Source organism: Marinoscillum furvescens DSM 4134 (assembly GCF_003386095.1).
GTDB classification, from domain to species: domain Bacteria; phylum Bacteroidota; class Bacteroidia; order Cytophagales; family Cyclobacteriaceae; genus Marinoscillum; species Marinoscillum furvescens.
Window position 1 is genome coordinate 278,294 of the sequence record NZ_QREG01000005.1, and the last position, 25,015, is coordinate 303,308.

Sequence of the window (25,015 nt, forward strand, 5' to 3'; positions counted from 1 at the left end):
GACATGCCCCACCAGTACACGTTCGATTTTCCAACAACTATCCAGTTTGGACAAGGGGTGGTGGCCTACCTTGGCCCTCACTTACTGGAGCAGGGGCTGTCCCATCCGCTATTGGTCACAGATGAGGTCGTGGCCACTCTTCCTTTCTTTCAAAAGCTAATCAGGAACCTGGATCAGCAGGGAGTAAAAGCTGATGTATACAGTGAGTTGCACAAAAACCCCGTAAAATCTGATGTACTCCATGGAGATCAGGTTTATAAAGAATGTGGGTGCGATTGTGTGGTGGGTATAGGTGGTGGTGTGGCGCTGGATGTAGCCAGAGCCATCGTGTTGCGAGTATATCATCGCAGAGATTTATTTGATTATGATGATTTGGAAGGAGGCAGCGTCCTGGTCACAGGTAGGGTTCCTTATTTTGTGACCATACCTACTACCGCCGGTACAGGCAGTGAAGTAGGTCGCAGTGCCATTATAGCTGAGGATGACACCAGAAAAAAGCGGATTTTGTTTTCTCCGAAGTTACTGGCCCGGCAGGTTTTTGCAGATCCTGAACTTACAGTAGATCTGCCGGCTTTTATCACAGCTGCCACCGGTATGGATGCTCTGACGCACAATATAGAAGCTTTTTTAGCCAAAAATTACCATCCCATGTGTGAGGGCATTGCGTTGGAAGGTATGCGGCTTATTGCTGCAGCTATTGAAAAAGCAGTGGCAGCGCCAGATCTGCAAGTGCGAGCAGACATGCTTTTGGGTTCGCTCATGGGAGCTGTGGCTTTTCAGAAAGGCCTGGGAGTGGTACATAGTCTTGCCCATCCGCTATCCAGCTTGCTAGATACGCATCACGGGCTGGCCAATGCCGTCAATCTTCCGTACGGTATGGAGTTCAATTATTCTGGGTTTGAACAAAAGTTTGATCAAATGGCCTCTAGTATGGGATTAGGAAGTGGACAGGGCAGCCGGCTGAGTGAGTATTTGATGGAGCTAAACCGCCGGCTCGGACTCCCTACAAAACTACGAGAGATTGGGGTGGGCAATGAACACCTCAAAAAACTAAGTGAGCTAGCAGTAATGGATTTTGCTCACCCTAATAATCCCAAGCCAGTGACTCAGGAGGATTTTTTAATGTTGTACCAAAAGGCCCTGTAGCGATGCTAAAAATCGGAATTTCGTCGTGTTTTATGTACCCGGACCCGGCCCGGGTGGTGTTTGGGCCGAAGACCCTCAGCTATATAGAAAATGACATGGCCCGGTATGTGGCCCCGAAAGGTGTGCTGCCTGTGCTGCTTCCAGATCTGGAGGAAGATTTACTCGATGATATCCTCTATGAAATGGACGGGTTTGTCTTTCAGGGAGGTACAGATTTGGCTCCGCAGAGCTATGGCGAAAAACCGATTGGTAAGTGGCATGGAGACCCTCAACGTGATAACTACGAGCTGAAGCTATTAAAGAAAGCGCTGAATAGTGGTAAGCCAGTTTTGGGTATTTGTAGAGGTATGCAACTGATGAATGTATACTTTGGGGGTACACTGTTTCAGGATACGGCCACACAGTGTCAGGAGGTACTGGAGCACCGCAATGCCGAAGCATATGATCGGGTGATGCATAAGGTACGCTTTACATCCGGAAAAATTCTGTCTAAAATTTATTCGGGATGTGATGGCTGTCACGTCAATAGCATACATCACCAATCGGTTAAGACTCTGGGGAAGCATTTGGAAGTTTTGGCTGAATGCCCGGACGATGGCATCATAGAGGCCATTGGCTACACAAAGGCCCCAGAAGGTATGGTCATGGGGGTTCAGTGGCATCCAGAATTTTCTCACACACTTGGCGATCGTGTGATTGATGCTGGAAAGCTCTATCATCACTTTTTGGAACAAGTAAAAGCAAGGAAATCTGACGATTTATGAAGATAATCAACCCAGCTACGGAAGAAGTTATAAAGGACGTGGAGCCAACTCCTACCGAAAAGATGGCTCAGTATCATGGTCACGCGCTTCAAGCACAAAAGCAATGGGCTCAGGTGTCCATAAATGATCGCTTAAAAGTATTGGATAGCTATGAAAAGCGCGTAAAGGACCAAAGGGATGAGTTGGCCCGTCTGCTGACGCTAGAAACGGGTAAGCCTATTAGCCAGGCTAGAAATGAAGTGACTGGTTCGTTGGACAGGGTTCGACATCTCAAGCGGTATGCACATAAGTGGCTGGAAAGTGAAGTGCTCAGTACCGGAGATGTACTGGAGTTTGTTTGTTATGAGCCGCTTGGGGTAATAGCCAATATATCCGCATGGAACTACCCGTATAATGTTGGTTACAATGTGTTTTTGTATGCCCTTACCGCCGGGAATGCCGTACTGTATAAGCCCTCAGAGTATGCAACTCTTACAGGACTAAAAATTGCGGAGCTTCTTGAGGAATCTGGGCTGCCCGGACATCTGTTTAATGTGATAGTGGGGGACGGAAGTGCAGGTCAGCAGCTGCTGGAGCTGCCCCTGGATGCTTACTTTTTCACAGGTTCTCACCGTACAGGATTGGAGATAGCCAAATCTGTGGCTCCTAAATTGGTGCCACTGCAACTGGAGCTTGGTGGCAAAGACCCACTCTATGTGATGGAAGATGTGGCAGATGTAAAGCAAGCAGCTATCAATGCTGCGGAAGGAGCTTTTTATAACAATGGGCAGAGCTGCTGTGCTATAGAACGAATCTATGTGCATGAAGCCATTTATCAGGATTTTGTGAGTCATTTTGTGTCTGCTGTGAAAGGTTATCAGATCGGTGACCCCATGAGCGAGCAAACGTTTATAGGACCTTTGACACGTAGTGAGCAATTGGGAGTTTTCGAGAAGCAATGCGCTGATGCCCTGGCGAAAGGTGCAAAACTATTGCTTGGAGGCAAGCGCATTCAGGGTAAAGGGTTCTACTTTGAGCCTACCATTTTTGTGGACGTCAATCATGACATGGATCTTATGAAGTCAGAAAGTTTTGGTCCCATCATCGGGATTCAGAAGGTGACTGATGATTCGGAGGCTCTTGGACTGATGGATGACACAGAGTATGGCCTTACTGCGTCAGTGTTTTCTGCAGATGAATCGCGTGCACGTACACTCCTCGATCAGCTGGATGTAGGTACCGCCTACTGGAACTGCTGCGATCGGGTAAGCCCCAATGTGCCCTGGTCGGGGAGGAGGCATTCTGGGCTTGGGTCCACCTTGGGAGCTTCTGGCATTCGTACATTTACCAAGCCGAAAGCATACCATTGGAAAAACTGATACAAGAAAGTACTGGCTGATACGTTGCAGAAGTGAGCATGTATTGCGAAATCATTAACTTTCGCGGTTGATTATGGACGCGATAGATAGCATAAACCTCAACTTCTCAGATCAGAATATCCTGATCCTCAATATCAGCCTGGGCTTTATCATGTTTGGAGTGGCACTAAAGCTGACTCCCGCAGATTTTAAACTTGTTTTGGCGCAGCCTCTTGGCACGTTAGTGGGGGTGATTTCTCAGTTTTTGGTACTTCCTTTTTTAACCTTCTTATTGGTTTATATTATTGAGCCACACCCAAGTTTTGCGCTGGGTATGATGATGGTAGCGGCCTGCCCGGGAGGTAATATTTCCAATTTCTTTTCCTCCATGGCCAAAGGAAATATTGCGCTTTCTGTTAGCCTAACTGCTATTTCTAGTATACTGGCCATTTTTATGACGCCTATCAATTTGTCCTTTTGGGCGAGCATGTATGAGCCTACCAACGCGCTGTTAAGAGAGGTGAGCTTGAGCTTTAGTGATGTGCTCAAAACCATCGTGATTATTTTGGGAATTCCTCTGGTATTGGGCATGAGTGTAAGGCAGAAATTTCCGGCGTTTGCTCAAAAGCTCCAGCCCTATATGCACTACGGTAGCATATTGATTTTTGCGGCCATTGTGATCATTGCCTTTTCAGCCAATATCGATATTTTTCTAAACTACATCTACCTGGTCGTCTTTCTGGTGTTTTTTCATAACGCCACCGCATTGTTGAGTGGTTATCAGTTGGGAAGGCTTTTTCGACTTCCCGAGGCAGATTGCAGGTCTTTAGCTATAGAAACAGGCATCCAAAATTCAGGACTGGGATTACTCCTTATATTTGCATTTTTTCAAGGGCTTGGTGGTATGGCGATAGTGGCTGCCTGGTGGGGCATTTGGCACATTATCAGCGGCATGACCATGGCCTATTGGTGGAATTATCGCGTTTCGATAGCATAATATTCAATATGAAAGAGCATTGGTTTTACTACTTCACCAAATATGGTAGTTGGCTTGGGTTGAAGTTTTTTTTCGGTGGAGTAAAACTCATAGGCAAAGAGAAAATTCCCGACGATGGAGCGCTGCTGTTTACGCCCAATCACCAGGGGGCATTCATGGATGCCATGCTGGTAGGGGCATACGCCAAAAAGCCAGTATCCTTTCTTACCCGATCTGATGTATTCAACAAGTGGTCAACCCCTATACTGAATGCACTCAATATGATGCCCATCTATAGAATTCGTGATGGTATCAAGAGCTTGTCACAAAATGATCAGGTCTTTGAGACGTGTTTCAAAATGCTTTCAGAGGGCAAGTCCATTTTGATCTTTCCGGAGGGCAACCATGGCATAGAGTACTACCTACGTCCACTGTCTAAAGGAACCGCGAGGCTTGCATTAGATGCGCGTGACAGGATAGATCCAAAAACAAAAGTGTATATCATTCCCACGGGGATCAACTACTTTTCGCACTACCGTCCGCTGGCCAAGGTGCTCATCAAATATGGAGACCCCATTGAGCTGCAGGACTACATGGAGCTATACCGCGAGCACAAACAAAAAGGGTACAATAAGCTCAGACAAGATCTTGCCGAAGCGATGAAAAGTACGCTGATTCTTCCTGAAGATGGGGAGGACTATGAGCAGAAACGCGACTGGATATTTCAGCCGAGACATGAGCACCTGTCTTTCGAAGAGCTCAAAGCCATGGGTGAGGGCACTCCGGGTGAGCCTCGTAAGCCTCGAAAAAAGGGCATACTTGCCAAAGTACTCATTGGGTTTATGTCCATCTTTAATTTACCTCCCATCTTAGGGGTAAGCAAGGTCATCAAAGGCATCAAAGACAAGGTGTTTTATGTGTCCATCAAATACTTGCTGGGCTCGCTACTTCACATCCTGTGGTGGTCATTGATATTTGCCCTGGGTGTTATTTTTATAGGGTGGAAAGCAGGCCTCTTGCTTGCCGGCACAGCCATTCTTACTGCTTACGCACGGCAGTCGCTCATTAAGTTTTAGTTGATGCTGGCCTGAAACTTCTTGCGGTCGTAGATGACATTGCCCTTGCGGTCCCACTCTTTGATGATGATCGGAGGGGTGTCATCAAATGGCTCTATGGGATATTTTACTTCGCGTTTTACTCGCCGGTTATCGTAGTACTCCCTCCAGATGCCCACTTTGTGGTCAAACTTGTAGTGACCTACCGCAGCCAGGCCTCCATCGGGATAGTACGCAAAGTACTCGCCTTCTTTTTCTCCAAAGTGCACCGGGATCACCTCCCGTAATTTTTCGCGTTCAAAATCATAATAGGACAACAAAGACTCCTTTGGCCAGCCTTTCCAGTAGATCTCCTTGTCCTGGAGTATGTCATGCCTGTTGTAGCGCACCCATCTGCCGTGCTTCATGCCTTTGTAGAAATAGCCCTCTTCTAGCACTTGCTCACCTAGCAGTTTTTGGTAGTGGCCATGTAGCACTCCGGCATTTTTACGCTTGACCCGCAGTGAATTGACAATCTTTTTCTTATCAAAATTATACCAGTAAAAATCTCGGGCATAAGGCTCAGGCCCCACGTAATCCTTGTCTTTTAGGTAAAAGAACAGCTCCACTACAGTACGCTCTCCAAATCCCTGCTTGGCGAACCCACGCTTGGTCTTGATGCCATAGTAGATTTTCGGGTTTTTCTTTTTTTCTTTTTTCTTACCGTCATCATCTGCGGGGTCCAGCGATTCCTGTCCGTTTTCTTCCAGGTCTATCGTCAGTGGAGTTTCGTAGTTGACTTTAAAAAGGTCGTCTATAGTCTCTACCTCCTGTGCCGAAACCTGGAGTGTAAAAATAACAGCGCAAATGACAAGTATTCTTTTCATGAGTAGCATGTACATTTTAGGTCGCATGCATAGCTGATGGCCTGTGTATCGGAGGCTTTTATGGCTATGCTTTGGGCTTTCCTATTTGGAAGGTGTAACGATCAAACCTACAGAAAAATTTCGTGAGCTGGCACTTTAGTCGTGCACTTCTATCAGGTAACCGCAGCTAAATTGGCCATTTTCTTCTAACCTCACGATGCCTTCCTTTTGGTCAAACTGCTGGTTGTGCAACTCATGATCCGCAAGCCCTTGCCAGGGCTCTATGCACACGAATGGCGACTCTTGATTTTTGGACCAAAGTCCTAGATACGGGAACTCCCCAAAGTGAAAGGTGAGCCACTTTTTCTGAGGGCTACAGAGACTTACCCGATCGGCATGCAGGTTTTTAAAAACCAGCGCATCTCTATCAAAAAGGTCTTTTCTTATGGCAATTTTACCATCAGGAGCAGCTACCTCTTCAGTTTCACCTGTAAAGTGTGCCCCTTCGATAATGTGTGTGGTCAGCTGCTCAGCGTTGTTAAATTCAAACCAATAATCCGTCCGAGACTCATCCGCCGTGAGCGGACAATTAAATGCTGGGTGACCCCCAATAGAGAAATACATGTCTTGATCACCCCTATTTTCTACAGTATAGGTCACGCGCAGACCGGAGCCTTCCAAACGGTAGCTGATGGAAAGTAGAAAGTCAAACGGATATTTTTTGTGCGTCTCAGTGGAAGATTTTAGTGAAAACACCGCCTCATCACCGGTATGAGTATCCAGCTCAAATTCCATATCTCGAGCAAACCCATGCTGGGTCATTTCATATGTTTTCCCCCGATACTTCATGGCGTCCTTTACCAGCTTACCGACTATCGGAAACAATACCGGAGCGTGTCTCCCCCAAAATTTCGGATTGGCTTGCCAGAGGTATTCCAGTCCATTCTTTTTGATGCTGGTTAGTTCAGCTCCTTTGGCTTTAAACGATACAGTTAAGTGCTTGTTGGCTATTTTCATAGAGCGCTAAAAATAGCGAATGCATGGGAAAAGAAGTACAATTAAGGGGAGAAAGGAAAGTGCAGTAGGGAATTAAAAAAAACCAATGCATGGCACACAGGCCATGCATCTGGGGTTTAGCTATTCAAAAAGTAGTAGTAGAATTAGGTTAACTTTTTCACTTGTCTTAGCTGTAATACCTTGTAAACTATTCTTTGAATGGAAGTAATGCAATAGGTCGTTCCGAAATCAATGGATTATTTTGAAATCACTATTTTCATAGAATAATCTATTGTAAAATGACGAATTACACTTGGCGGAGCATAAAAAAAGCACAGACTCGTCAGCCTGTGCTTTTTTGGTAGTGTCTCCTCTTCTCAGAGGAGGTGTATAGCTATTTTACTTGGATGCCAGCTCTACGCTACGGTTGATGAAGTCTGTAAGCTTCTTACCGCTTAGCATGCCCTGAGATAGCAATGCCCAGTCGTATGCCTGCTTGGCCAGGGCTACCTGCTCGTCTTCACTCTCTGCTGCCACGATTTTCTTGGTGAATGCGTGGTTGGCATTCACTGCCACAGAGAGGTTGAGTGGCATTTCGCCAAACATCATTGGCCCGCCACCGCCTGTAGCCTGCATGTCTCGCATACGTCGGATAAATTCTGGAAGCGTGATCGTTACAGGCAGATCATCAGTAGCCATTGGCTCTACAGTAATGGTGTTTTTCTCATCATTTACTGCTTTTTTGAAAGCCTCGGTTACTTTGTTTTGCTCGTCCTCAGATAGTACAGATTCTTTCTTCTCGTCTTTATCGATGAGCTTGTCTATTACGTCCGAGTCTACGCGCTTGAGCGTTACTCCTTCGTACTTTTGCTCTACATGGTTGATGAAGTGGCTGTCTACCGGGCCATCGAGCACCAACACGTTGTAGCTGCGTTTTTTGGCCGTCTCTATATAGCCGTGCTGCTGCTCCTCGTCTGTAGTGTAGAGGAAAACCACGCTCTTGTCTTTGTTGGTTTGATTAGCCTCCACAGCAGCTTTGTACTCGTCTATGTTGTAAAACTTGCCTTCAGTGCTTTTCAGCAAAGCATAGTCTTTGGCTTTCTCCTCAAATTTATCTTCTGAGATGATGCCGTATTTTACAAACACGCCTATGTCGCTCCACTTTTCTTCGTATGCCTTGCGGTCTTTTTTGAAAAGCTCTCCCAGCTTGTCCGCCACCTTTTTGGTGATGTAGCCATTGATTTTCTTCACGTTGCTGTCAGACTGCAAGTAGCTACGCGATACGTTAAGTGGGATGTCTGGTGAGTCGATCACACCATGGAGTAGCTGTAAGAAGTCAGGCACGATATCCTTCACTTCATCAGTGATAAACACCTGACGGCTGTAAAGCTGTATTTTGTTTTTCTGAAATTCGAAATCCTTTTTCAGCTTAGGGAAGTAAAGTATTCCGGTGAGGTTGAATGGATAGTCCACGTTGAGGTGGATCCAAAATAGAGGCTCCTCTGAAAATGGATAAAGCTCCTTGTAGAAGTCCAGGTAGTCCTGATCGGTGAGGTCGCTAGGTGACCTGGTCCAAAGTGGTGTAGGGTTGTTGATGATGTTGTCCACCTTGACAGTCTTCCACTTCTTCTTTCCATCTTTATCTTCTCCGTCTTCTTCTTGTTTTTCTTTCTCGCCGAATCGAATAGGGATTGGCAAAAACTTAGAATATTTATCGAGTATGCCTTGAATTCTGTGGTCTTCTAAAAACTCCTCAGAGTCATCGGCGATTTTGAGTATGATGTCTGTACCACGCTCTTTTTTCTTACCGGGCTTGATCTCAAACTCAGTGTTGCCATCACATGACCAAATGGCAGGCTCTGCCCCTTCCTGGTATGACAAAGTGTGTATTTCTACATGCTTAGCTACCATAAAGGCAGAATAGAACCCAAGACCAAAGTGACCGATGATCTGCTGATCTTCACCTTTGTCTTTGTATTTTTCTACGAATTCGGTAGCTCCGGAGAAGGCAATCTGGTTGATGTATTTTTTGATCTCATCAGCAGTCATCCCGATACCACGGTCCGATATGGTGATGGTTTTTTTCTTTTTGTCCACCTTCACATCCACAATCAGCTCTCCGAGCTCACCTTTATACTCACCTAAAGAGGCCAGTCGCTTGATCTTTTGCGAAGCATCCACCGCATTGGACACCAGCTCACGTAGAAATATCTCGTGATCCGAGTAGAGAAACTTCTTGATGATCGGGAAGATATTCTCCGTGTGAATTGAAATAGTACCTTTCTCTTGCATATCGTTGTTGAATTATGAAAACTCGTTTATTTCGACTGCCTAAAAATCAAATACTATTCCAGAGACTAAATTCTGCCATCTTGTCAGAACTTTTCTTTCATTTTTGCTGTCATACTTGTAGTATTACTTTGGGTATTACCAAATGTAATACCAGATTGAGTAATTTGAATATACTTTAATCGCTTTGATGCCATGAAAACGATAAGTCTAAAGGTACCCGATGATGTGTATGAGAAGATCGAAAGCTACCGAAAGCGCGAAAACATGAACCGCACCAGCTATGTAATGGAAGCTGTGGTGGCTTACAACCGCAAAATCGAACGTGATGAGCTTGCCAGGAAACTTCAGGCGGAGGCAAAAAACGACAGAAAGCTAAATCGTGAAATAATTGACGATTTCGATCACTTGTCGGATGAAGGGATTAAATAATTGAGTAGATGAGATTTGAAATATGGTTAGCCAATTTGAATCCTCATCGTGGCACTGAAGTAGGCAAAGTAAGACCAGTTTTAATCATACAAACCGATCTGCTTGGAGACTCTCTGGAGTCCACAATTATATGCCCACTTACCACCAGGCAAAGTAATTCGAAGATCACGAAGATTCATGTACCGCCTTGCGATGAAACAGGACTGGAAAATGACTCTTGGATCGTAATAGATCAAATCCGAGCCATAAATAACCGTAGGCTGATAAGTAAGCTCGGACAGCTTCCAGAGGAAATTGGAGATCAGGTGAACTACTCCCTCAAAATCATTTTAGACCTTATCTGATACGATCGGCGCTTTTTACCAGTTTGTCGTCTTTTCTGATAAATCGGTTGGCCAAAGAGTTGAATAGCAAAGCCGCTGCGATGATATAAAAACCAATCTGGAAGTTGCCAATGGTCGTAGGGTTGAGCATTTGGTCACCTTTCGTAGAATAGTAGTACGCCATACCCAGGCAGCCACCCATCACCAGGCTATTGAGGGCACCTAGCTGTATTTGACGCAGGCGGTTTTTATATTGGAAAATTGAAAATAGTGCTACGGCAGCAGCCAAAATGGCTAGTACAGAAATCCAAAATGTCTCCTTGGTGGCCATTACTGTTTTTTCTCCATTTTCATCAAAAGAAGAATATACCAGTTCGAAAGCATTGAGTACTACCAGCTCCTGAGCTTGCATGTCCACTTTTCCCCACATGGGTAAAAACAGGATAGAAATCATTATCAATGCTACCAAAAGAAGAAATACAGATTGGATTCGCTGAATCATAGTTCGATTATTTTGTCCGCAAAATTGCGACAACCAATCCACAAAGCCAATCCAAAGAAAGTAATTCTTCCAAACGACCAGTAGTAAGCTGACGTTGGTTTTTGACTTACTTTTGCGGCCATGAGATACTTTCTGGACATAGCCTATAGAGGTACAGCTTTTCATGGCTGGCAGATTCAGCCCAATGCTGTTACTGTTCAGGAGGAGATCCAGCGTGCCCTGAGTGTGATTTTTCAGCAGCCAATGGAGTGTGTGGGTAGCGGTAGAACGGACACCGGTGTACACGCCACACATCAAATAGCTCATGTAGACTGGGAGTCGAAGCTGTCACAAGAAGATGTGCAGTACAAGCTCAATGGACTGCTTCCACCAGAAATCGCGATCAATGAGGTAATGGCTGTAAAACCAGAAGCTCATGCACGGTTTGATGCTGAGAAGCGTACGTATCATTACCACATTCACAAGCACAAAGATCCATTTAGAAAAGGGCTCTCTTATCATTTTGGTAGATCGTTAGACATGGAAGCTATTGCCAGCGCTTGCGGCGTGATCGCAAGATGGAAAAACTTTCAAGCGTTTAGTAAGGTTCACACAGATGTCAACCATTTCGATTGCGATATCTTCCACATTGAGTGGAAAGAAACGAACGAAGGCTATGTTTTTTCCGTAAGTGCCAATAGGTTTTTGCGCGGTATGGTAAGGGCGATGGTAGGCACACTGCTAGATATTGGTCAGGGCCGGATGACGCTGGAGGCATTTGAAGATGCCCTGAAAAGCGGAGTGCGTTCCAATGTGGGTCGCGCGGCACCTCCCGAAGGATTGTATCTCACCGAAGTACTGTATCCAAAATCTGTATACTTAGACACCTAAGCACCTTGGAGAAAGAAAAAAAGATTAGTGGCAACATCATGGACATGCAGATCCTTAGGAGGCTGTTTGTTTTTGCCAAACCTTATATCAAGCAATTTTATCTGGTGGTTTTTCTTACCATCGCATTAGCAGTATTGGTGCCCTTGCGGCCAAAGCTCATACAGCACACCATAGACAATGAAGTTGCTTTTGGAGATTACAATGGCTTGGTTTTTTGGATTGTTATCCTCCTGGTGCTGCTAGTAGTGCAGGCCGTGGTGCAGTATTTTCATACGTTTATGTCTGGCTGGCTGGGGCAGCACATCATCAAAGACATTCGTGTAAAGCTCTTTCGTCATATTCAAAATCTGCGGCTCAAGTTTTTTGACAACACTCCCATCGGTAGGCTGGTCACTCGAAATGTATCAGATATAGAGACCCTTTCAGAGGTTTTTAGTACCGGTATTGCAGGCATCATTGCAGATATATTACAGCTGCTCGTCATTCTTGGGTTTATGTTTGCGCTGAGCTGGAAACTCACCCTTGTCAGTTTGGCACTTCTTCCCATTTTGCTTTTTGCCACATACGTCTTTAAAGAGAAGGTAAAGGTCTCTTTCAATGAAGTGCGTACGGCAGTGTCTAACCTCAACTCTTTCGTGCAGGAGCATATCACAGGCATGAGTATTGTGCAGATTTTCAATGCGGAGAAAAGAGAATATGCCAAGTTTAAGGAAATCAACAAAGAGCACCGCACGGCCAATATTCGAGCGGTGTTCTACTATGCTACCTATTTTCCGGTAGCGGAAATCATTCAGGCGGGAGGCATAGGGCTAATCATTTGGTATGGTGCAGGCAGTGTGATTCAGGAGCAGCTTACGCTCGGGGTGCTCATTGCCTTTATCATGTATATTCAGATGTTTTTTAGACCTATTCGCATGATTGCCGATAGGTTTAATACACTTCAGATGGGGATAGTGGCATCCAATCGCATCCTGGACCTAATGGATAGTGACGAGCATATCCCGGATGAAGGTGACTATGCACCAGCATCCATCGAAGGGGCAGTGAAGTTTGAAAACGTTTGGTTTGCCTACAATGACGAAGACTGGGTGCTCAAAGACATCAACTTTGAAGTGCAAAAAGGGGAGTCTCTGGCGCTGGTGGGCGCTACAGGTGCCGGTAAATCCTCTGTAATCAACCTGCTCACCAGGTTTTATGAAATCAACAAAGGGACCATTCAGATCGATGGAGCGTCAATAGACCAGTTTAAGCTGGCCAATCTACGGGATCATATTGCCGTGGTGCTGCAGGATGTATTTCTATTTAGCGATACTATTTACAATAACATAACTTTGCGAAATCCGAGCATCACACTCGAAAAGGTGAAAGAAGCCGCTGAGCTTGTGGGTGCACGAAGTTTTATCGAACGGCTACCCGGAGGGTTTGAGTACAATGTAATGGAGCGAGGTGCCACTTTGTCTGTAGGGCAGCGCCAGCTGATCTCTTTTGTGCGAGCCATGGTATACGATCCCAAAATCATCATTTTGGATGAAGCCACCAGTTCGGTGGATACTGAGACCGAGGAGCTGATCCAGGAGGCCATCCAAAAACTGATGAAAGGCCGAACGTCTATCGTCATTGCACACCGGCTTTCTACTATCCAGAATGCAGACAAAATATTGGTATTGGACAAAGGAGAAATCAAAGAAGAAGGTACGCATGATGACCTACTTGAATTAGATGGCTTTTATGCCCAACTTCACCAAATGCAATACAAAGAGGTAGCTACATCATGAACATCAGCCGTACACGTGGGGTGTATATCACTCTGATCATCGTTTTTGTGGGAATCATCATCACCAGCGTTTATGCCTTGCTCGGAGGGTTTGAAGAGGTACATGTGTACCAAATGGAGCCAGTAGAGCGGACTGTGATCGGTAGATCTTTTTATAGTCACTATACGGATGAAGCGCCAGTGGACTTTGGCCGAAAATGCCGGGAGATGCTTGAAAATGGAGATGTAGAAGGCACCCTGACACGCATTACCTTCCAGTCAGATACGCTCGCGCAAAATCACTTACATCAGTTTGTAGGGATTACACTGTCCACTGAGATGGCTGAAGTACCTACTGGGTTTGAGGTGCGCGAGTTTAGTTCCAAAGAACGCTTTGCAGTGTTTCTGAGCATGCATGTACTAGTGCAGCCCAGACCTCACACCATAGAGGCGATGATCCGTGATAAAGCTTCGGCTGATGGATACCAATTGCGAGACTATTTTTATGAATTGCGCTACCTGGATAATTCGTTGAGCGTTGAGGGCTGGGTGGAGTAGTCTAAACTATCGTTTCTTCGCCTTCCCCCTGTAGCTGCTTGTCGTGTAGCTCTTTGTAAGCGCCATTTGCTGCGATCAGCTCGTCATGCGTGCCACTTTCCAGCACTCTGCCGTCATCCAGCATGATCACCTTGTCGGCAAGCTTGGCCGATGATACCCGGTGTGAGATGATTACCGAAGTACGCCCTTTCATGATGCGTGCCATGGCACTCAAAATCGCGTTTTCAGTTTTGGTATCCACTGCCGAAAGAGCATCATCCAGTATGAGAATTTTAGGCTCCCGAGCTATGGCCCGAGCTATGGATACGCGCTGCTTCTGGCCACCAGATAGTGTAATGCCGCGCTCACCAACACGAGTATCAAAGCCATTCGGGAACCGGTCTATGTTTTCCAACAGGTCAGCATCATCAGCCGCTTTCTTCACATCATCAAACTCCATACTGTCCAGACCAAAGGCGATATTTTCACTGATGGTATCACTAAAAAGGAAAACATCCTGCGGTACATAGCCTATTTGGCTTCTCACCGTATCCAGACTGTATTTTTTGATGTCCTGCTCATCAATTTTGAGCTCGCCTGCACTGGTGTCATACATGCGGCAAATCAGGTTAGCAATGGTGCTCTTTCCAGATCCTGTGGTGCCTATGATCGCTATGGATTCCCCTGGTTTTACCTCAAAGGACACGTTTTTCAAGGCCTCAATCCCTGAGTCAGGATAGGTAAAGGACACTTCTTGAAACTGAATATGACCTTTGATGTCAGCCTCCAGGTTATGAGTAGATACGATTTCACTTTTGGTCTGCAAAAATTCATTGATGCGCTTTTGAGAAGCAGCTGCTCGCTGAATGATACTGGTGATCCACCCTAGAGAAGTCACCGGCCAGGTGAGCATGTTTACATAGATGATAAACTCCGCAATCACCCCTGTGCTAATGGCTCCTTCAAAAACCTCTACCGAACCTATATATACCGTGAAAATCACACTGAGACCGATCAGCCCCATGATCAACGGGAAAAACAAAGCCTGTACAAATGCCAACCGAAGCGACTTGTGCTTGTAGTCTTCGCTGGCGGCATCAAACTCCCGGTCGATATCATCTTCACGTACAAAAGCCTTGATCACACGTATGCCAGAAAAGGACTCCTGCACAAAGGTGGATAGGTTAGAGAGGCTTCCCTGAATCTCTTCAGACCGCTTATTGATGATATTATTTACAAAATAAATACTGATTGAGAGCAGCGGAAGTGGAATTAACGAATACAGGGTGAGTTCTGGGTTGATCGAAAACATAAACGGAATCACCATCACAAAGAGCGTAAACATGTTGATGCCGTACATGATAGCCGGCCCTACATACATCCGTACTTTGCTCACGTCCTCAGAGATACGCGCCATCAGATCACCTGTATTATTTCTTCGGTAGAAGCTCAGTGGCAAAGTCTGATAGTGTTCATAGATTTCGTTTTTGAGGTCATACTCGATATGGCGTGACATCACAATGATCGTCTGGCGCATAAAAAACATGAAAACACCTTTGAGCAAAGCAGAGATGAGAATCAGTAGCCCGAGAATAAAAATGCTCGAAGCAAACAGCTCATACGTGGTGGATTGGAGTTCAAAACCACTAAAAGCTTTAAAAATATCATAGCTGCGTTGCAGCAGGTCAAACGAATATCTTACTATTACAGCCGGGACTATGCCAAAGAAATTGGAGATAATGATAAATATTGTCCCAAGAATCAAATGCCATTTATACTTGCCGAAGTATTTGTTGAGGTGCGCTAAGTCTTTCACAAAGGTTAAAACGGAGAGTCCGCCAAATGGTTATTTAGTAGAAAACGACTAATTTTGAGCCCCTTTGCATTCAGGGCATCCTGAGCGCAAAACTAGCTAATAACAACAACAATGATAGACACCCTACCCAAAGTAAAAAACAGTGAAATTTTTAGTGCGATGGCAGATCTTGAGCATGAGCAGCTTGTGTTTTGCCATGACGAGGCTATCGGTCTGAAAGCGATCATTGCCGTGCACAATACCGTGCTGGGCCCTGCCATGGGCGGCACACGCATGTGGAATTACCAGTCGGAAGAAGAAGCCGTAAAAGATGTGCTCCGACTCTCCAGAGGGATGACCTTCAAAAATGCCATTGCAGGATTAAACATTGGGGGAGGAAAGGCAGTGATCATTGGTGATGCTAAAAAAATTAAAAATGAAGCACTCATGAGACGCTTTGGCAAGTTTGTACATAGCCTAAATGGCAAGTACTGGACGGCCGAAGATGTAAATATGAATGCTCGAGATATGGAGTACGTAAACATGGAGACTCCTTACGTAACCGGTATTCCAGAAAGTATGGGAGGATCTGGAGACCCTAGCCCTGTCACCGCATATGGTGTGTACATAGGTATGAAAGCCAGTGCAAAGAAAGCATGGGGCTCCGATAGCCTGGAGGGCAAAAAGGTAGTAGTGCAAGGTGCAGGTCACGTGGGAACTTACCTGATAGAGCAGCTGGTCAAGGAAGGAGCTAAGGTGTTTGTTTCGGACATCTTTGAAGACAAACTGGCTGCAGTAAAAGAAAAGTTTGATGTGACCATCGTAGATGCTGATAATCTGTATGCCATGGATATGGATATCTACGCACCATGTGCACTGGGAGCTACGCTCAACGACCAAACCATACCTCAATTAAAATGTGCGATTGTAGCCGGTGCGGCTAACAATCAGTTAGATGAAGAAATCACCCACGCCAAAATGTTAAAAGAACGCGGCATTATTTATGCTCCGGACTTTTTGATCAACTCGGGAGGCATCACCAATGTCTACTATGAGCAGCAGGGCAACTATAACCGCCAGCGGGTATATGAGCAAACCGAACGCATCTACGAAGTGTGCCAGGAGGTCCTTCAGTATGCAGACGACCATCATACTACTACGCATGAGGCGGCATTGCAGCTTGCACTCAACAGGATCAATGACGTGGGTAAGGTGAAACTTGCTTACTAAAAAATTTAAATAAGATAATATGCTCAATCGTAGGATTCTTCGTGTCAAAGCCATGCAGGCATTGTATAGTTATTTCACGACACAGGAATCATTGAAAGACGTGATCAGAGAAAAGCTGGAAAGTCAGTTTTATCCTGATCCTGCAAAGGATGACTTTGCTGAAGCGGACAAGTTCAAAGCTCGCCGAGAGCTGGCCGCACGCTTGTTTAACGAAAACCTGCAGGCTCGATCTGTGCAAAAGGATGAAGGTGTTGATACCGAAATCCTCAATGCCGTGGATCGTGCCATTCGGGATTATTATGACGAGCTTCGTTCGGAAGAGCGCACTATTCAAAGTGCCATGATGAACGATATAGAGGGCATTCATAAGCTGTATCTCAAATTGTTGGCACTACCCGTAGAGCTGGCGCATATAGAGAAACAGGAGAAAGACAAAAAGGAGAAGGCCTACATCCATAAGGAAAGCAAGTGGAGGTGGAACTTTATGAAAAGCCCGCTAGTGGATGACCTCACCAAACACGAGGCCTTTAGTAAGCAACTCATCGACCACAAAATATCGTGGAGTGATGAATTTGATCAGCTCAAAACCTGGTACAAAGAGATCTTCAAAAAAGACGAAGAGCTAATTGCCTACGAAGACAAGGAAGAGCCTACCCTGGAAGAACACAAGGCAGCAATTCTTCACCTATTCAAAAAGATCATTTTCAAAAACGAAAGCATCAGTGAGTTTTTGTCAGAGAGTGATCTGCATTGGTCAGAAAACAAACCAATCCTAAGGAGCCTCGTAGCTAAAACTTTTCAGGATTACGAACAGGAGCTAGACCCTCCATATGAGCTGAAAAAAGTCAGTCAGAACGAAGAGGAAGACCTGGAGTTTTTCGAAGTGCTTTTTAAGGATACATTGCACAAGAGTACGGAGCTAGATGAGCTGATAGAGAAGAAAGTGAAGAACTGGGACATCTCCAGGGTGGCACTTACAGACCGCATCATCCTGAAGATGGCCATTACAGAAATGATGCAGTTTCATAGCATACCTGTAAAGGTGACCATCAATGAGTTTATAGAGATTTCTAAGCTCTACAGTACACCAAAAAGCAAACAATTTGTAAACGGTATTTTGGATGTACTGGCAAACGAACTAACTTCGGATGGCGTTATAAGAAAAAGTGGCAGGGGCCTAATTGACAATAAATAAACCTAAGATCTATGAGTAGCAAGGGAAATTCATTTTTTGCGTTTTTGTTTGGAGCAATCACTGGCGGAGTGCTAGGTATTCTTTTTGCGCCAGACAAGGGCACAAACACCCGAGATAAACTCACTTACCGCCTGGATAAGTACCGTAAGCGTTTAGAAGAAATCGTAGATGACCTGGTAGAAGGTGCGGACATGGTGGAAAATGAGGCGAAATCTGAAGGGGAAAAAATCGTAAAAGACGCTAAAGTCAAAGCAGAGAAATTGTTGGATGATGTGAATGGCCTGATCGATCAGATTAAGACCAAGTAATCGTCATTAGTTAACATTTCGTTAGGAACTCATACACAGGCTTTTCGAATGAGCTTTTGTATGTTTGTGACTAGCAATAAAAACCATGTGATCTTTTTGATTAAAAACAAACACACAATGAAAACGAAAGTCAACCTTTTGATAATGGTGTTGGTAGCGGCCGTAGCATTTAGCTGCTCCAACAAAGAATTGGAATCACGAATCGCGAAACTGGAAGGAAAAGTAGCTGAGCTTGAGTCTAAAAACAGCCCGGCATCACCTAACCTTTCTGCTGCAAAAGAAGAGCCAGAAGTAAAACCTGATGGTCCACTTCCTTCGTTTGAATTCCCCGAGGAGTCTCACGATTTTGGCGAAATCAAAGAAGGCGATGTAGTAGAGAAAATTTTTAAGTTCAAAAACACGGGAGAAGCACCTTTGATCATCTCCTCTGCCACAGCTTCTTGTGGATGTACTGTGCCAGTATGGCCAAAAGAACCCATCGGTGTAGGTGAAGAAGGAGAGATAAAGGTGAGATTTGACAGTAAAGGCAAGCCAGGTATCCAAAACAAAACGGTGACCATCACGGCGAACACATACCCTAAAGTGAATCGACTCAAAATCAAAGCGAACGTACAAAAGGCGGATAATCCGTCATAAATCAAGTAAACTAGACAAATGATCAAATCATTATTACTGCAAGCTGGTAGTGGCGGAGCAGGCAACTACACGCAGTTTATCATGCTCGCTGGCATGATTGCAATTTTCTATTTCTTCTTCATCAGGCCTCAGCAGAAAAAGCAAAAGGACCAGAAGAAGTTTATCGAAGAAATCAAAAAAGGGGATCAGGTAGTGACCGTAGGTGGTATCCATGGCAAAGTAGTAGCCGTGGAAGACACTACTCTGACTCTGGATGTAGACCGAGGAAGCAAACTCACCATTGAGAAATCCTCTGTCTCGCTGGATGCCAGCAAGCGACTTACAGAATAACACTCGTATAAAACAATCATACGTGCAGAGAATATTCAACAATTGGAAGGTAGTCTTGCTCTCCGTTATCGGAGCGACTACCTTCTGGTTTTTTAATGCACTCAATAAAAACTACGAAGCTCGCATCAGCTATCCGGTAGAGTTTCTTTTCGATAGAGATAGCGTGGTAGTCATGCAGCCACTGGCCGCTACCCTGGACATAGATGTGTCCAGTGGAGGATGGAACCTCCTGAGGAAGACCTTTTGGTTTAACGTGACACCTATCCAGATCAGTCTCGACAATCCCACAGAGATTGGTTATTACACCCGAAATTCCTTATTGCCCATAGTCTCTGATCAGCTAAGCGAGCTAAAGATCAATTACCTCGCTACAGATACAGTATACATAGACATAGAGGCAAAAAAACAAAAACGTGTGGTGCTTAAGGTAGACTCCTTGGGGGTGGACCTGGCAGAAAACCACCGAATCACTACGCCGATACAGGTGGAACCAGATACTGTTTTGCTGGTAGGGCCTAAGAGCTTTATAGATACCCTGGGAAGCACCTATAGCCTGGATATCGTCACTCGCGGGATAAGCAATGACTACCGTAGAGATGTATCAGTAAATCTTCCGGAGCCAGACCTTTCTCTGAGTATTCCTGAAAAAGTGAGGGTGCGATTTGGTGTAGAGAAATTTGAACGCCAAAGTATAGAGATTCCAATAGAGCCTCAAAACTTCCCTGCAGATTCTTCAGCGTACCTTTCCAGAAGTACTGTTCAGGTTTTTTATACCGTATCGGAAGAAAACAAGAAAGATTTCACAGAAGATGATTTTGTGGTCACCGCAGATTACAACATGCTCGACGAGCGCACCAATAGTGTCTTAGCCATTTTGGTTTACAGTCCTGATCCGGCCATAGAGATAGAAGTTATCCCTGAAAACATCCCTGTCACCTATGAGCAGTAAATCGCTGCAGGTAGGCATCACAGGAGGTATTGGGGCTGGTAAAAGTATTGTAGCCAACATCTTTTCTGTGTTGGGTGTCCCCATATATGACGCTGACACGCGAGCAAAATTTCTAATGAATCGTGATGAGGGCCTTAAGGCAAATATTGTAGAGCTTTTAGGCCCGACTGCCTACCAACAAGATGGTATGCTCAATAGGACTTATGTAGGTGGGCAGGTGTTTGGCAATCCGTCACTTTTGGAAAAATTAAATGCCATTGTGCACCCCGCCGTAGGGAAGGATTTTCAGCAGTGGGCCAAAGTGCAAAGCACTCCCTATGTGCTGAAAGAGGCTGCATTGCTTATCGAAAATGGAACGTATCAGGAGCTGGATGCGGTGATTGTCGTGGCCGCTCCCGAAGACATCCGTATACAGCGGGTGTTAGATAGAGATGCGCACCGAACCGAAGAGGATGTCAAAAACATCATCGATCGGCAGCTACCTCAGCAAGAGAAAACCTCCAGAGCAGATTTTGTGGTGGACAATTCAGGTGAGGTGCTGGTCATTCCTCAGGTACTGGAGATCCATCAGCAAATACTAGATCAGATTGGTAGGTAGCTGAATCTGGTCAGCGTAGAAATTCATTCGTTTAGAGCGAGTGTCCAGAGGCTCGATTTGGTCTACACGGTCTTCCAGATGATTGTAAAAAACCTCTACATACATTTTTTCGATCAGGTACAGGTTTACTTTATGTCTGTAGTAGCGAATAGACGTGATCAGTTGGCCGTTAAAGTAGAGCCAACGTGCCCGCTCGGGCATAGAAAGTGCCAAAAACCGCTTGATGGTCATGACTGAAAAGTTAGCAAAGAAAACTCAATGATCGCAGTAGATCAGGTCATATTCTTCAGGGCGAAATGCTTGTGATTTTATGGGGGCACCGGATTTGTCAAAGTAGGTAACCACGAAGAAGTCGGCTGTTTTTACATGTTCTTCAGCAAAATAGATAGGGGTAGATTGGGTGCCCAGATTTACTATGTCATTGTACTGCATCTCCAGTAGTTGGCCTTGCAGACTGGCGAAAACTCCATACCCTTCTGGCCCACGAACGAGAGCGATTTGTTCACCATCTGAATTAAACCATACCCGGACCATTTGGATTTCATCTACCAGCACTTCCTGATTGTAGGTAATGAGTTGCCAGGTAGACTCCTGCCTTGCCCAGCAGGTGGAGTCGCCCCACGCTATAAGCTCATCATATGCTGCTGGTAGCACTTCTTCATTGGCTTTGTTTACTATACCCGTTTTGCCTTCAAGCCCGATTTGATAATGAGTGCCAAATCTTTCAATGCGGGTTTCGTACTGGTTTGGTAAAAACACCCCGGAGTCCAGGTCCAGGCAACCTATCTTGCCATCACGAAGTAAAAAGACCATGCCATTTTCTTCGTCTAGCATGTCATAATCAGCAGAAAGTATGTCTTCTCCATTGGTGGTGACCAGTCCTGCTTTATTTCCCCGCTTTACTCTGAAAAGTGAATCGCGAAGTAGAGTAACCTCATCGAAAGTACCTCTAACGCTTAAATTGCCGTTCTTATCGTAGATTCGAGATTCATCATCGCTTTGGATCATTACATATGCCGCTAGCGAGTTACGGTCTTCTTTTTTGCGGTTTATGAGTCGTATTTCGTCGTTTTCGGAAAGGCTTATAGTGGTGCGGTTTTGAAATACAAGCTGTACCGTGTCGGATTTTTGGATATATGCCGCATGCCTATCCAGAAGCCTGGCAGAGTCTAGCCCATTCATGGCCAGAATGGTCGCGCTTTGTCGGGAGATGAGCAGCCACTCATCTGGTTTCTCAAAAGTCATCCATCCTTCGTTTACCTCAAGGTAGTCGAAGCGCTGATCTACAATGTCCTGGTTTTGCTCGTCTATGATTTGGTAGCCAGCATCACTTTTGATGTACCAAAACTTATCATTGACGTATATTTCATGAGCTGCAAGTGGCACGAGTTCGTTCAGCTCATCGTCTATTAGTGCTTCATGATCTCCTGCAAAGAGTTGGAGTTTGTTTGGGCGGATCCATTCATAGTCATCATAAAGGAAGCTTAATTTCGGACTTCTTTCTTGTCCCAGTTCATCCACGGTCGTAGCGGCATAGCGTCCATCTTTTTCCAGAAGTATAAAAGGTCCCACGGTAAGGATGTCGTCATATTCGGCAGTTTGGAGAATGTAACCCATAGGTGTGACTAGTCCCCATTTGTATCCTTTTTGGTACGCTATCCAGCGGTTGGCTATGGGCTTGGCTTGTTCTACCTGATCAGAGAGCAAGTTCCACCCGCCTCTATGAAAGAGCTTTGCACTGTTTGGATGCCTGACAAGATATATGTCATTCGTGATTTGCTGTAGGCGGTCTACATCTTCCAAAACGGTCAGGTTTGCCCGGTTGATGACTTTCCACTGGTTGCCTTTTTGTACGTGCAAGAGTGGAAGCTGTACGTTTCCGCAGATCAGGCTGGGGTCGATGGTAGTGTATTCGAAGGGAATAGATTGCTGTGCCTGGAGGGTTATAAACCCAAACTTGCCCTCGTTCATTACAGGCAGAAGTGTGTCTTGTTCAAGTGTCCAAATGTGCTCCAGGGAGTCTGGTTGGGGATGGAGTCCCAGTACCTGAGCGAACTCATTTTTGGTCGTCGAAAGCGTGTAAAGGTGATTGGCTGCCTGCCGGACCATGTGGCTTTTGGGATAGGAAGAGATAAACTCCAGGTAGTCAGCCCGGCGGTTGAGGATGGTGCTTCTGTACAGTATTACTTTTTCAGCCTCATTTCGAAATGGAGTGTTTGGGTGTTCTTCCAAAAACTTCACATAGCTGCTGAGGCGGTCGTCATTTGTTTTGTCACGAAACAATAGTTTATGATAAAGGTCTTGTGCTTCAGATGAAAATACAGACTCTGGATATTCATCTATGTAGGCCTTGTAAGATTGCCAGGTGTTTGTGATTTGGGCATTGTGATATGCCAAACTATCACGTAGGTAGGTGGCTCGTCCAGTTTCTTTGGCTTCAGGGTAAAGCGTTAGAAATCGCTTGAAAGCATCAACTGACATTTGTTGAATGGCGCCTTCAAAACCAGCCTGAGCTACGCGTGCTTTTTGATCCCTAAAGTGACTCAAAAACAGGTCGGACTTAATGAGCTTGTCAATCGTTTTGGGGTCTACCCGCTCAAAATCTGCTATTGCTTCGTTGATGTATATCCTGGCCGAGTCTACATTATGTTTAGCATACGATTCTTGTAAAAAAAGCACTGAAAGGTAGAACTTCGCTCCAGGGTTGATCGGGTCTTTATCCAGTGATTTGCGAGCGAGTTTTTCTGCTTTCTCCAGGTCATTTTTGTCAATTGCTCGCTGGATTCTGTTGAATATTCCCGCAGCAGTTGCCACTTCGCTAATCACAATAAGAAATGCTATGATGTAATACCTCAGACTCATTTTCAGCACATTGGGAAGGTCGCAAATTAAAAACAAAAATATCTCTTTGGGGTAACGCACAAGCCTTAACTATTGATGTGGTGATTTTTCCTGCTCAAACATGAATATTCCTGCCAGACGATTTCATGATAGGAGTGTTGTTAGGCATGCATACATTTACAGAACAATTCGCAAAGGCGAGTAAATTTTAGGCGGTGATTGACCTGGCTTGTCCAGGTCGCAAGATTCGAACCCAACCAGTTATGGGTCGATCTTAATAAGGGGCAAGTTTACTTGCCCCTTTTTTATTGGTGTGCTCTGGTATTTAAACTTAGAACAGGTCTGGAGGATACTTTCGTGAAAATTTTTCCAGTTGCAGCTATCTTCCGTGTGAACGCAGCCACCGTCCGTCCTAACGCAGGTGTTCACCCTATGAACGCAGCTATCCCCCACATCAACGCAGAAACCTTCCGCATTAGCGCAATTATCGTCCGTGTGAACGCGGAGACCTTGCGCATGAACGCAGCTATCGTCCGCCCTAACACAGTTGTTCACCCTATGAACGTAGCTATCCCCCACATCAACGCAGAAACCTTCCGCATGAACGCAATTGCCGTCCATGTGAACGCGGAGACCTTGCGTATGAACGCAGCCATCTTCCGCATTAGCTCAACTATCGGCCTATCAGAATAGAAACCTTCCGCACGAACGCCTGCTCTCCCGACCATTATCTGATCGGGATTAGTGTGTAAGTAGGGACCGGGTCGGCGTACCGATCGAACCCACACGGCATGTATTTTAGAGCGATTGTTTTCAGGAAGGAATAAAAAAATCCCGACCATTATCTGATCGGGATTAGTGTGTAAGTAGGGACCGGGTCGGCGTACCGATCGAACCCACACGAGCATGTAATTTAGAGCGATTGTTTTCAGGAAGGAATAAAAAAATCCCGACCATTATCTGATCGGGATTAGTGTGTAAGTAGGGACCGGGTCGGCGTACCGATCGAACCCACACGAGCATGTAATTTAGAGCGATTGTTTTCAGGAAGGAATAAAAAAATCCCGACCATTATCTGATCGGGATTAGTGTGTAAGTAGGGACCGGGTCGGCGTACCGATCGAACCCACACGAGCATGTATTTTAGAGCGATTGTTTTCAGGAAGGAATAAAAAAATCCCGACCATTATCTGATCGGGATTAGTGCCTAAGGAGGGGCCGGGTCGGCGTACCGATCGAACCCACACGAGTGTGTATTTTGGAGTGTTTGTTTTCAGGAAGGGATAAAAAAATCCCGACCATTATCTG

At 45.3% G+C, this 25,015-nt stretch carries 25 protein-coding genes; 18 read left to right on the forward strand and 7 right to left on the reverse strand.

All coding sequences use genetic code 11. The features are described 5' to 3' along the window. The first annotated feature begins 3 nt into the window (after positions 1–3). From C7460_RS07990 to C7460_RS08010, 5 genes are all read left to right on the forward strand, one after another. Positions 4–1,146 carry an iron-containing alcohol dehydrogenase gene (locus C7460_RS07990; protein ID WP_115867564.1) on the forward strand — a complete coding sequence of 381 codons (1,143 nt, stop codon included), beginning with the start codon at positions 4–6 and terminating at the stop codon, positions 1,144–1,146. A 2-nt stretch (positions 1,147–1,148) separates the two neighbouring features. After that, entirely contained in the window at positions 1,149–1,910 is a 762-nt protein-coding gene (locus tag C7460_RS07995) for a gamma-glutamyl-gamma-aminobutyrate hydrolase family protein (protein WP_115867565.1), read from the forward strand. After that, a complete protein-coding gene (locus C7460_RS08000; protein ID WP_115867566.1) occupies positions 1,907–3,268 on the forward strand; it encodes an aldehyde dehydrogenase family protein in 1,362 nt (453 codons plus the stop codon). Before C7460_RS07995 ends, C7460_RS08000 begins: the two co-directional genes overlap by 4 nt. 73 nt (positions 3,269–3,341) lie before the next feature. Further along, positions 3,342–4,244: a bile acid:sodium symporter family protein gene (locus tag C7460_RS08005; protein WP_115867567.1), complete on the forward strand. Its 903-nt coding sequence runs from the start codon at positions 3,342–3,344 to the stop codon at positions 4,242–4,244. Positions 4,245–4,252: 8 nt separating this feature from the next. Then, positions 4,253–5,299: a lysophospholipid acyltransferase family protein gene (locus tag C7460_RS08010; protein ID WP_115867568.1), complete on the forward strand. Its 1,047-nt coding sequence runs from the start codon at positions 4,253–4,255 to the stop codon at positions 5,297–5,299. On the opposite strand, the gene C7460_RS08015 is transcribed toward C7460_RS08010, so the two are convergent. From C7460_RS08015 to htpG, 3 genes are all read right to left on the reverse strand, one after another. Continuing rightward, the gene (locus C7460_RS08015; protein ID WP_147302888.1) at positions 5,296–6,144 is read right to left on the reverse strand and encodes a toxin-antitoxin system YwqK family antitoxin; all 849 of its coding nucleotides are present in this window, start codon (positions 6,142–6,144) and stop codon (positions 5,296–5,298) included. The genes C7460_RS08010 and C7460_RS08015 overlap by 4 nt on opposite strands. 135 nt (positions 6,145–6,279) lie before the next feature. Further along, positions 6,280–7,140, reverse strand: coding sequence for an aldose 1-epimerase family protein (locus tag C7460_RS08020; RefSeq protein ID WP_115867570.1), 861 nt, complete (start codon positions 7,138–7,140; stop codon positions 6,280–6,282). Between the two features lie 378 nt (positions 7,141–7,518). Then, positions 7,519–9,411 carry a molecular chaperone HtpG gene (gene htpG / locus C7460_RS08025; RefSeq protein ID WP_115867571.1) on the reverse strand — a complete coding sequence of 631 codons (1,893 nt, stop codon included), beginning with the start codon at positions 9,409–9,411 and terminating at the stop codon, positions 7,519–7,521. Between the two features lie 192 nt (positions 9,412–9,603). Between htpG and C7460_RS08030 the strand changes: the two genes are divergently transcribed. Together C7460_RS08030 and C7460_RS08035 are read left to right on the forward strand one after the other, a co-directional pair. After that, positions 9,604–9,840, forward strand: a complete 237-nt coding sequence (locus tag C7460_RS08030; protein WP_115867572.1) for a hypothetical protein — start codon at positions 9,604–9,606, stop codon at positions 9,838–9,840. Between the two features lie 8 nt (positions 9,841–9,848). After that, positions 9,849–10,184 (forward strand): type II toxin-antitoxin system PemK/MazF family toxin, encoded by a 336-nt coding sequence (locus C7460_RS08035; RefSeq protein WP_115867573.1) that lies wholly within the window; start codon positions 9,849–9,851, stop codon positions 10,182–10,184. Here C7460_RS08035 and C7460_RS08040 read toward each other — a convergent pair. Further along, positions 10,177–10,665 carry a DUF4293 domain-containing protein gene (locus tag C7460_RS08040; protein ID WP_170147932.1) on the reverse strand — a complete coding sequence of 163 codons (489 nt, stop codon included), beginning with the start codon at positions 10,663–10,665 and terminating at the stop codon, positions 10,177–10,179. The two genes, C7460_RS08035 and C7460_RS08040, sit on opposite strands and share 8 nt — an antisense overlap. Before the next feature lie 120 nt (positions 10,666–10,785). On the opposite strand from C7460_RS08040, the gene truA reads away from it, so the two are divergent. The 3 genes from truA to C7460_RS08055 are packed head-to-tail and all read left to right on the forward strand — an operon-like array spanning position 10,786 to position 13,846. Further along, complete coding sequence (gene truA / locus C7460_RS08045; RefSeq protein WP_115867597.1) at positions 10,786–11,535, forward strand: tRNA pseudouridine(38-40) synthase TruA; 750 nt, start codon at positions 10,786–10,788, stop codon at positions 11,533–11,535. Between the two features lie 38 nt (positions 11,536–11,573). Beyond that, complete coding sequence (locus C7460_RS08050; RefSeq protein WP_115867598.1) at positions 11,574–13,310, forward strand: ABC transporter ATP-binding protein; 1,737 nt, start codon at positions 11,574–11,576, stop codon at positions 13,308–13,310. Next, positions 13,307–13,846, forward strand: coding sequence for a hypothetical protein (locus tag C7460_RS08055; RefSeq protein ID WP_115867575.1), 540 nt, complete (start codon positions 13,307–13,309; stop codon positions 13,844–13,846). Before C7460_RS08050 ends, C7460_RS08055 begins: the two co-directional genes overlap by 4 nt. 1 nt (position 13,847) lies before the next feature. Here the strand turns inward: C7460_RS08055 and C7460_RS08060 are convergent, their stop codons facing one another. Beyond that, complete coding sequence (locus C7460_RS08060; RefSeq protein ID WP_115867576.1) at positions 13,848–15,641, reverse strand: ABC transporter ATP-binding protein; 1,794 nt, start codon at positions 15,639–15,641, stop codon at positions 13,848–13,850. 111 nt (positions 15,642–15,752) lie between these two features. Between C7460_RS08060 and C7460_RS08065 the strand changes: the two genes are divergently transcribed. The 7 genes from C7460_RS08065 to coaE all read left to right on the forward strand — a co-directional run bounded on the left by C7460_RS08065 (position 15,753) and on the right by coaE (position 20,866). Then, the gene (locus C7460_RS08065; RefSeq protein WP_115867577.1) at positions 15,753–16,850 is read left to right on the forward strand and encodes a Glu/Leu/Phe/Val dehydrogenase dimerization domain-containing protein; all 1,098 of its coding nucleotides are present in this window, start codon (positions 15,753–15,755) and stop codon (positions 16,848–16,850) included. A gap of 19 nt (positions 16,851–16,869) precedes the next feature. Continuing rightward, complete coding sequence (gene nusB, locus C7460_RS08070; protein ID WP_115867578.1) at positions 16,870–18,045, forward strand: transcription antitermination factor NusB; 1,176 nt, start codon at positions 16,870–16,872, stop codon at positions 18,043–18,045. 11 nt (positions 18,046–18,056) lie between these two features. After that, positions 18,057–18,353, forward strand: coding sequence for a YtxH domain-containing protein (locus C7460_RS08075; protein ID WP_115867579.1), 297 nt, complete (start codon positions 18,057–18,059; stop codon positions 18,351–18,353). Positions 18,354–18,470: 117 nt separating this feature from the next. Further along, on the forward strand, positions 18,471–18,989 hold the full coding sequence (locus C7460_RS08080; protein WP_115867599.1) for a DUF1573 domain-containing protein: 519 nt from the start codon (positions 18,471–18,473) through the stop codon (positions 18,987–18,989). Between the two features lie 18 nt (positions 18,990–19,007). Then, positions 19,008–19,319: a preprotein translocase subunit YajC gene (gene yajC / locus C7460_RS08085; RefSeq protein ID WP_115867580.1), complete on the forward strand. Its 312-nt coding sequence runs from the start codon at positions 19,008–19,010 to the stop codon at positions 19,317–19,319. 22 nt (positions 19,320–19,341) lie between these two features. Continuing rightward, positions 19,342–20,268, forward strand: coding sequence for a YbbR-like domain-containing protein (locus tag C7460_RS08090; RefSeq protein ID WP_147302890.1), 927 nt, complete (start codon positions 19,342–19,344; stop codon positions 20,266–20,268). Beyond that, complete coding sequence (gene coaE / locus C7460_RS08095) at positions 20,258–20,866, forward strand: dephospho-CoA kinase (RefSeq protein ID WP_115867582.1); 609 nt, start codon at positions 20,258–20,260, stop codon at positions 20,864–20,866. The genes C7460_RS08090 and coaE overlap by 11 nt, the downstream gene beginning before the upstream one ends. On the opposite strand, the gene C7460_RS08100 is transcribed toward coaE, so the two are convergent. Both C7460_RS08100 and C7460_RS08105 read right to left on the reverse strand, forming a co-directional pair. Next, positions 20,846–21,097 (reverse strand): hypothetical protein, encoded by a 252-nt coding sequence (locus C7460_RS08100; protein WP_115867583.1) that lies wholly within the window; start codon positions 21,095–21,097, stop codon positions 20,846–20,848. The two genes, coaE and C7460_RS08100, sit on opposite strands and share 21 nt — an antisense overlap. A 24-nt stretch (positions 21,098–21,121) precedes the next feature. Continuing rightward, the gene (locus C7460_RS08105) at positions 21,122–23,728 is read right to left on the reverse strand and encodes an outer membrane protein assembly factor BamD (protein WP_115867584.1); all 2,607 of its coding nucleotides are present in this window, start codon (positions 23,726–23,728) and stop codon (positions 21,122–21,124) included. A gap of 411 nt (positions 23,729–24,139) precedes the next feature. On the opposite strand from C7460_RS08105, the gene C7460_RS23490 reads away from it, so the two are divergent. Continuing rightward, complete coding sequence (locus C7460_RS23490; RefSeq protein WP_147302891.1) at positions 24,140–24,400, forward strand: hypothetical protein; 261 nt, start codon at positions 24,140–24,142, stop codon at positions 24,398–24,400. The last annotated feature ends 615 nt before the right edge of the window (positions 24,401–25,015 follow it).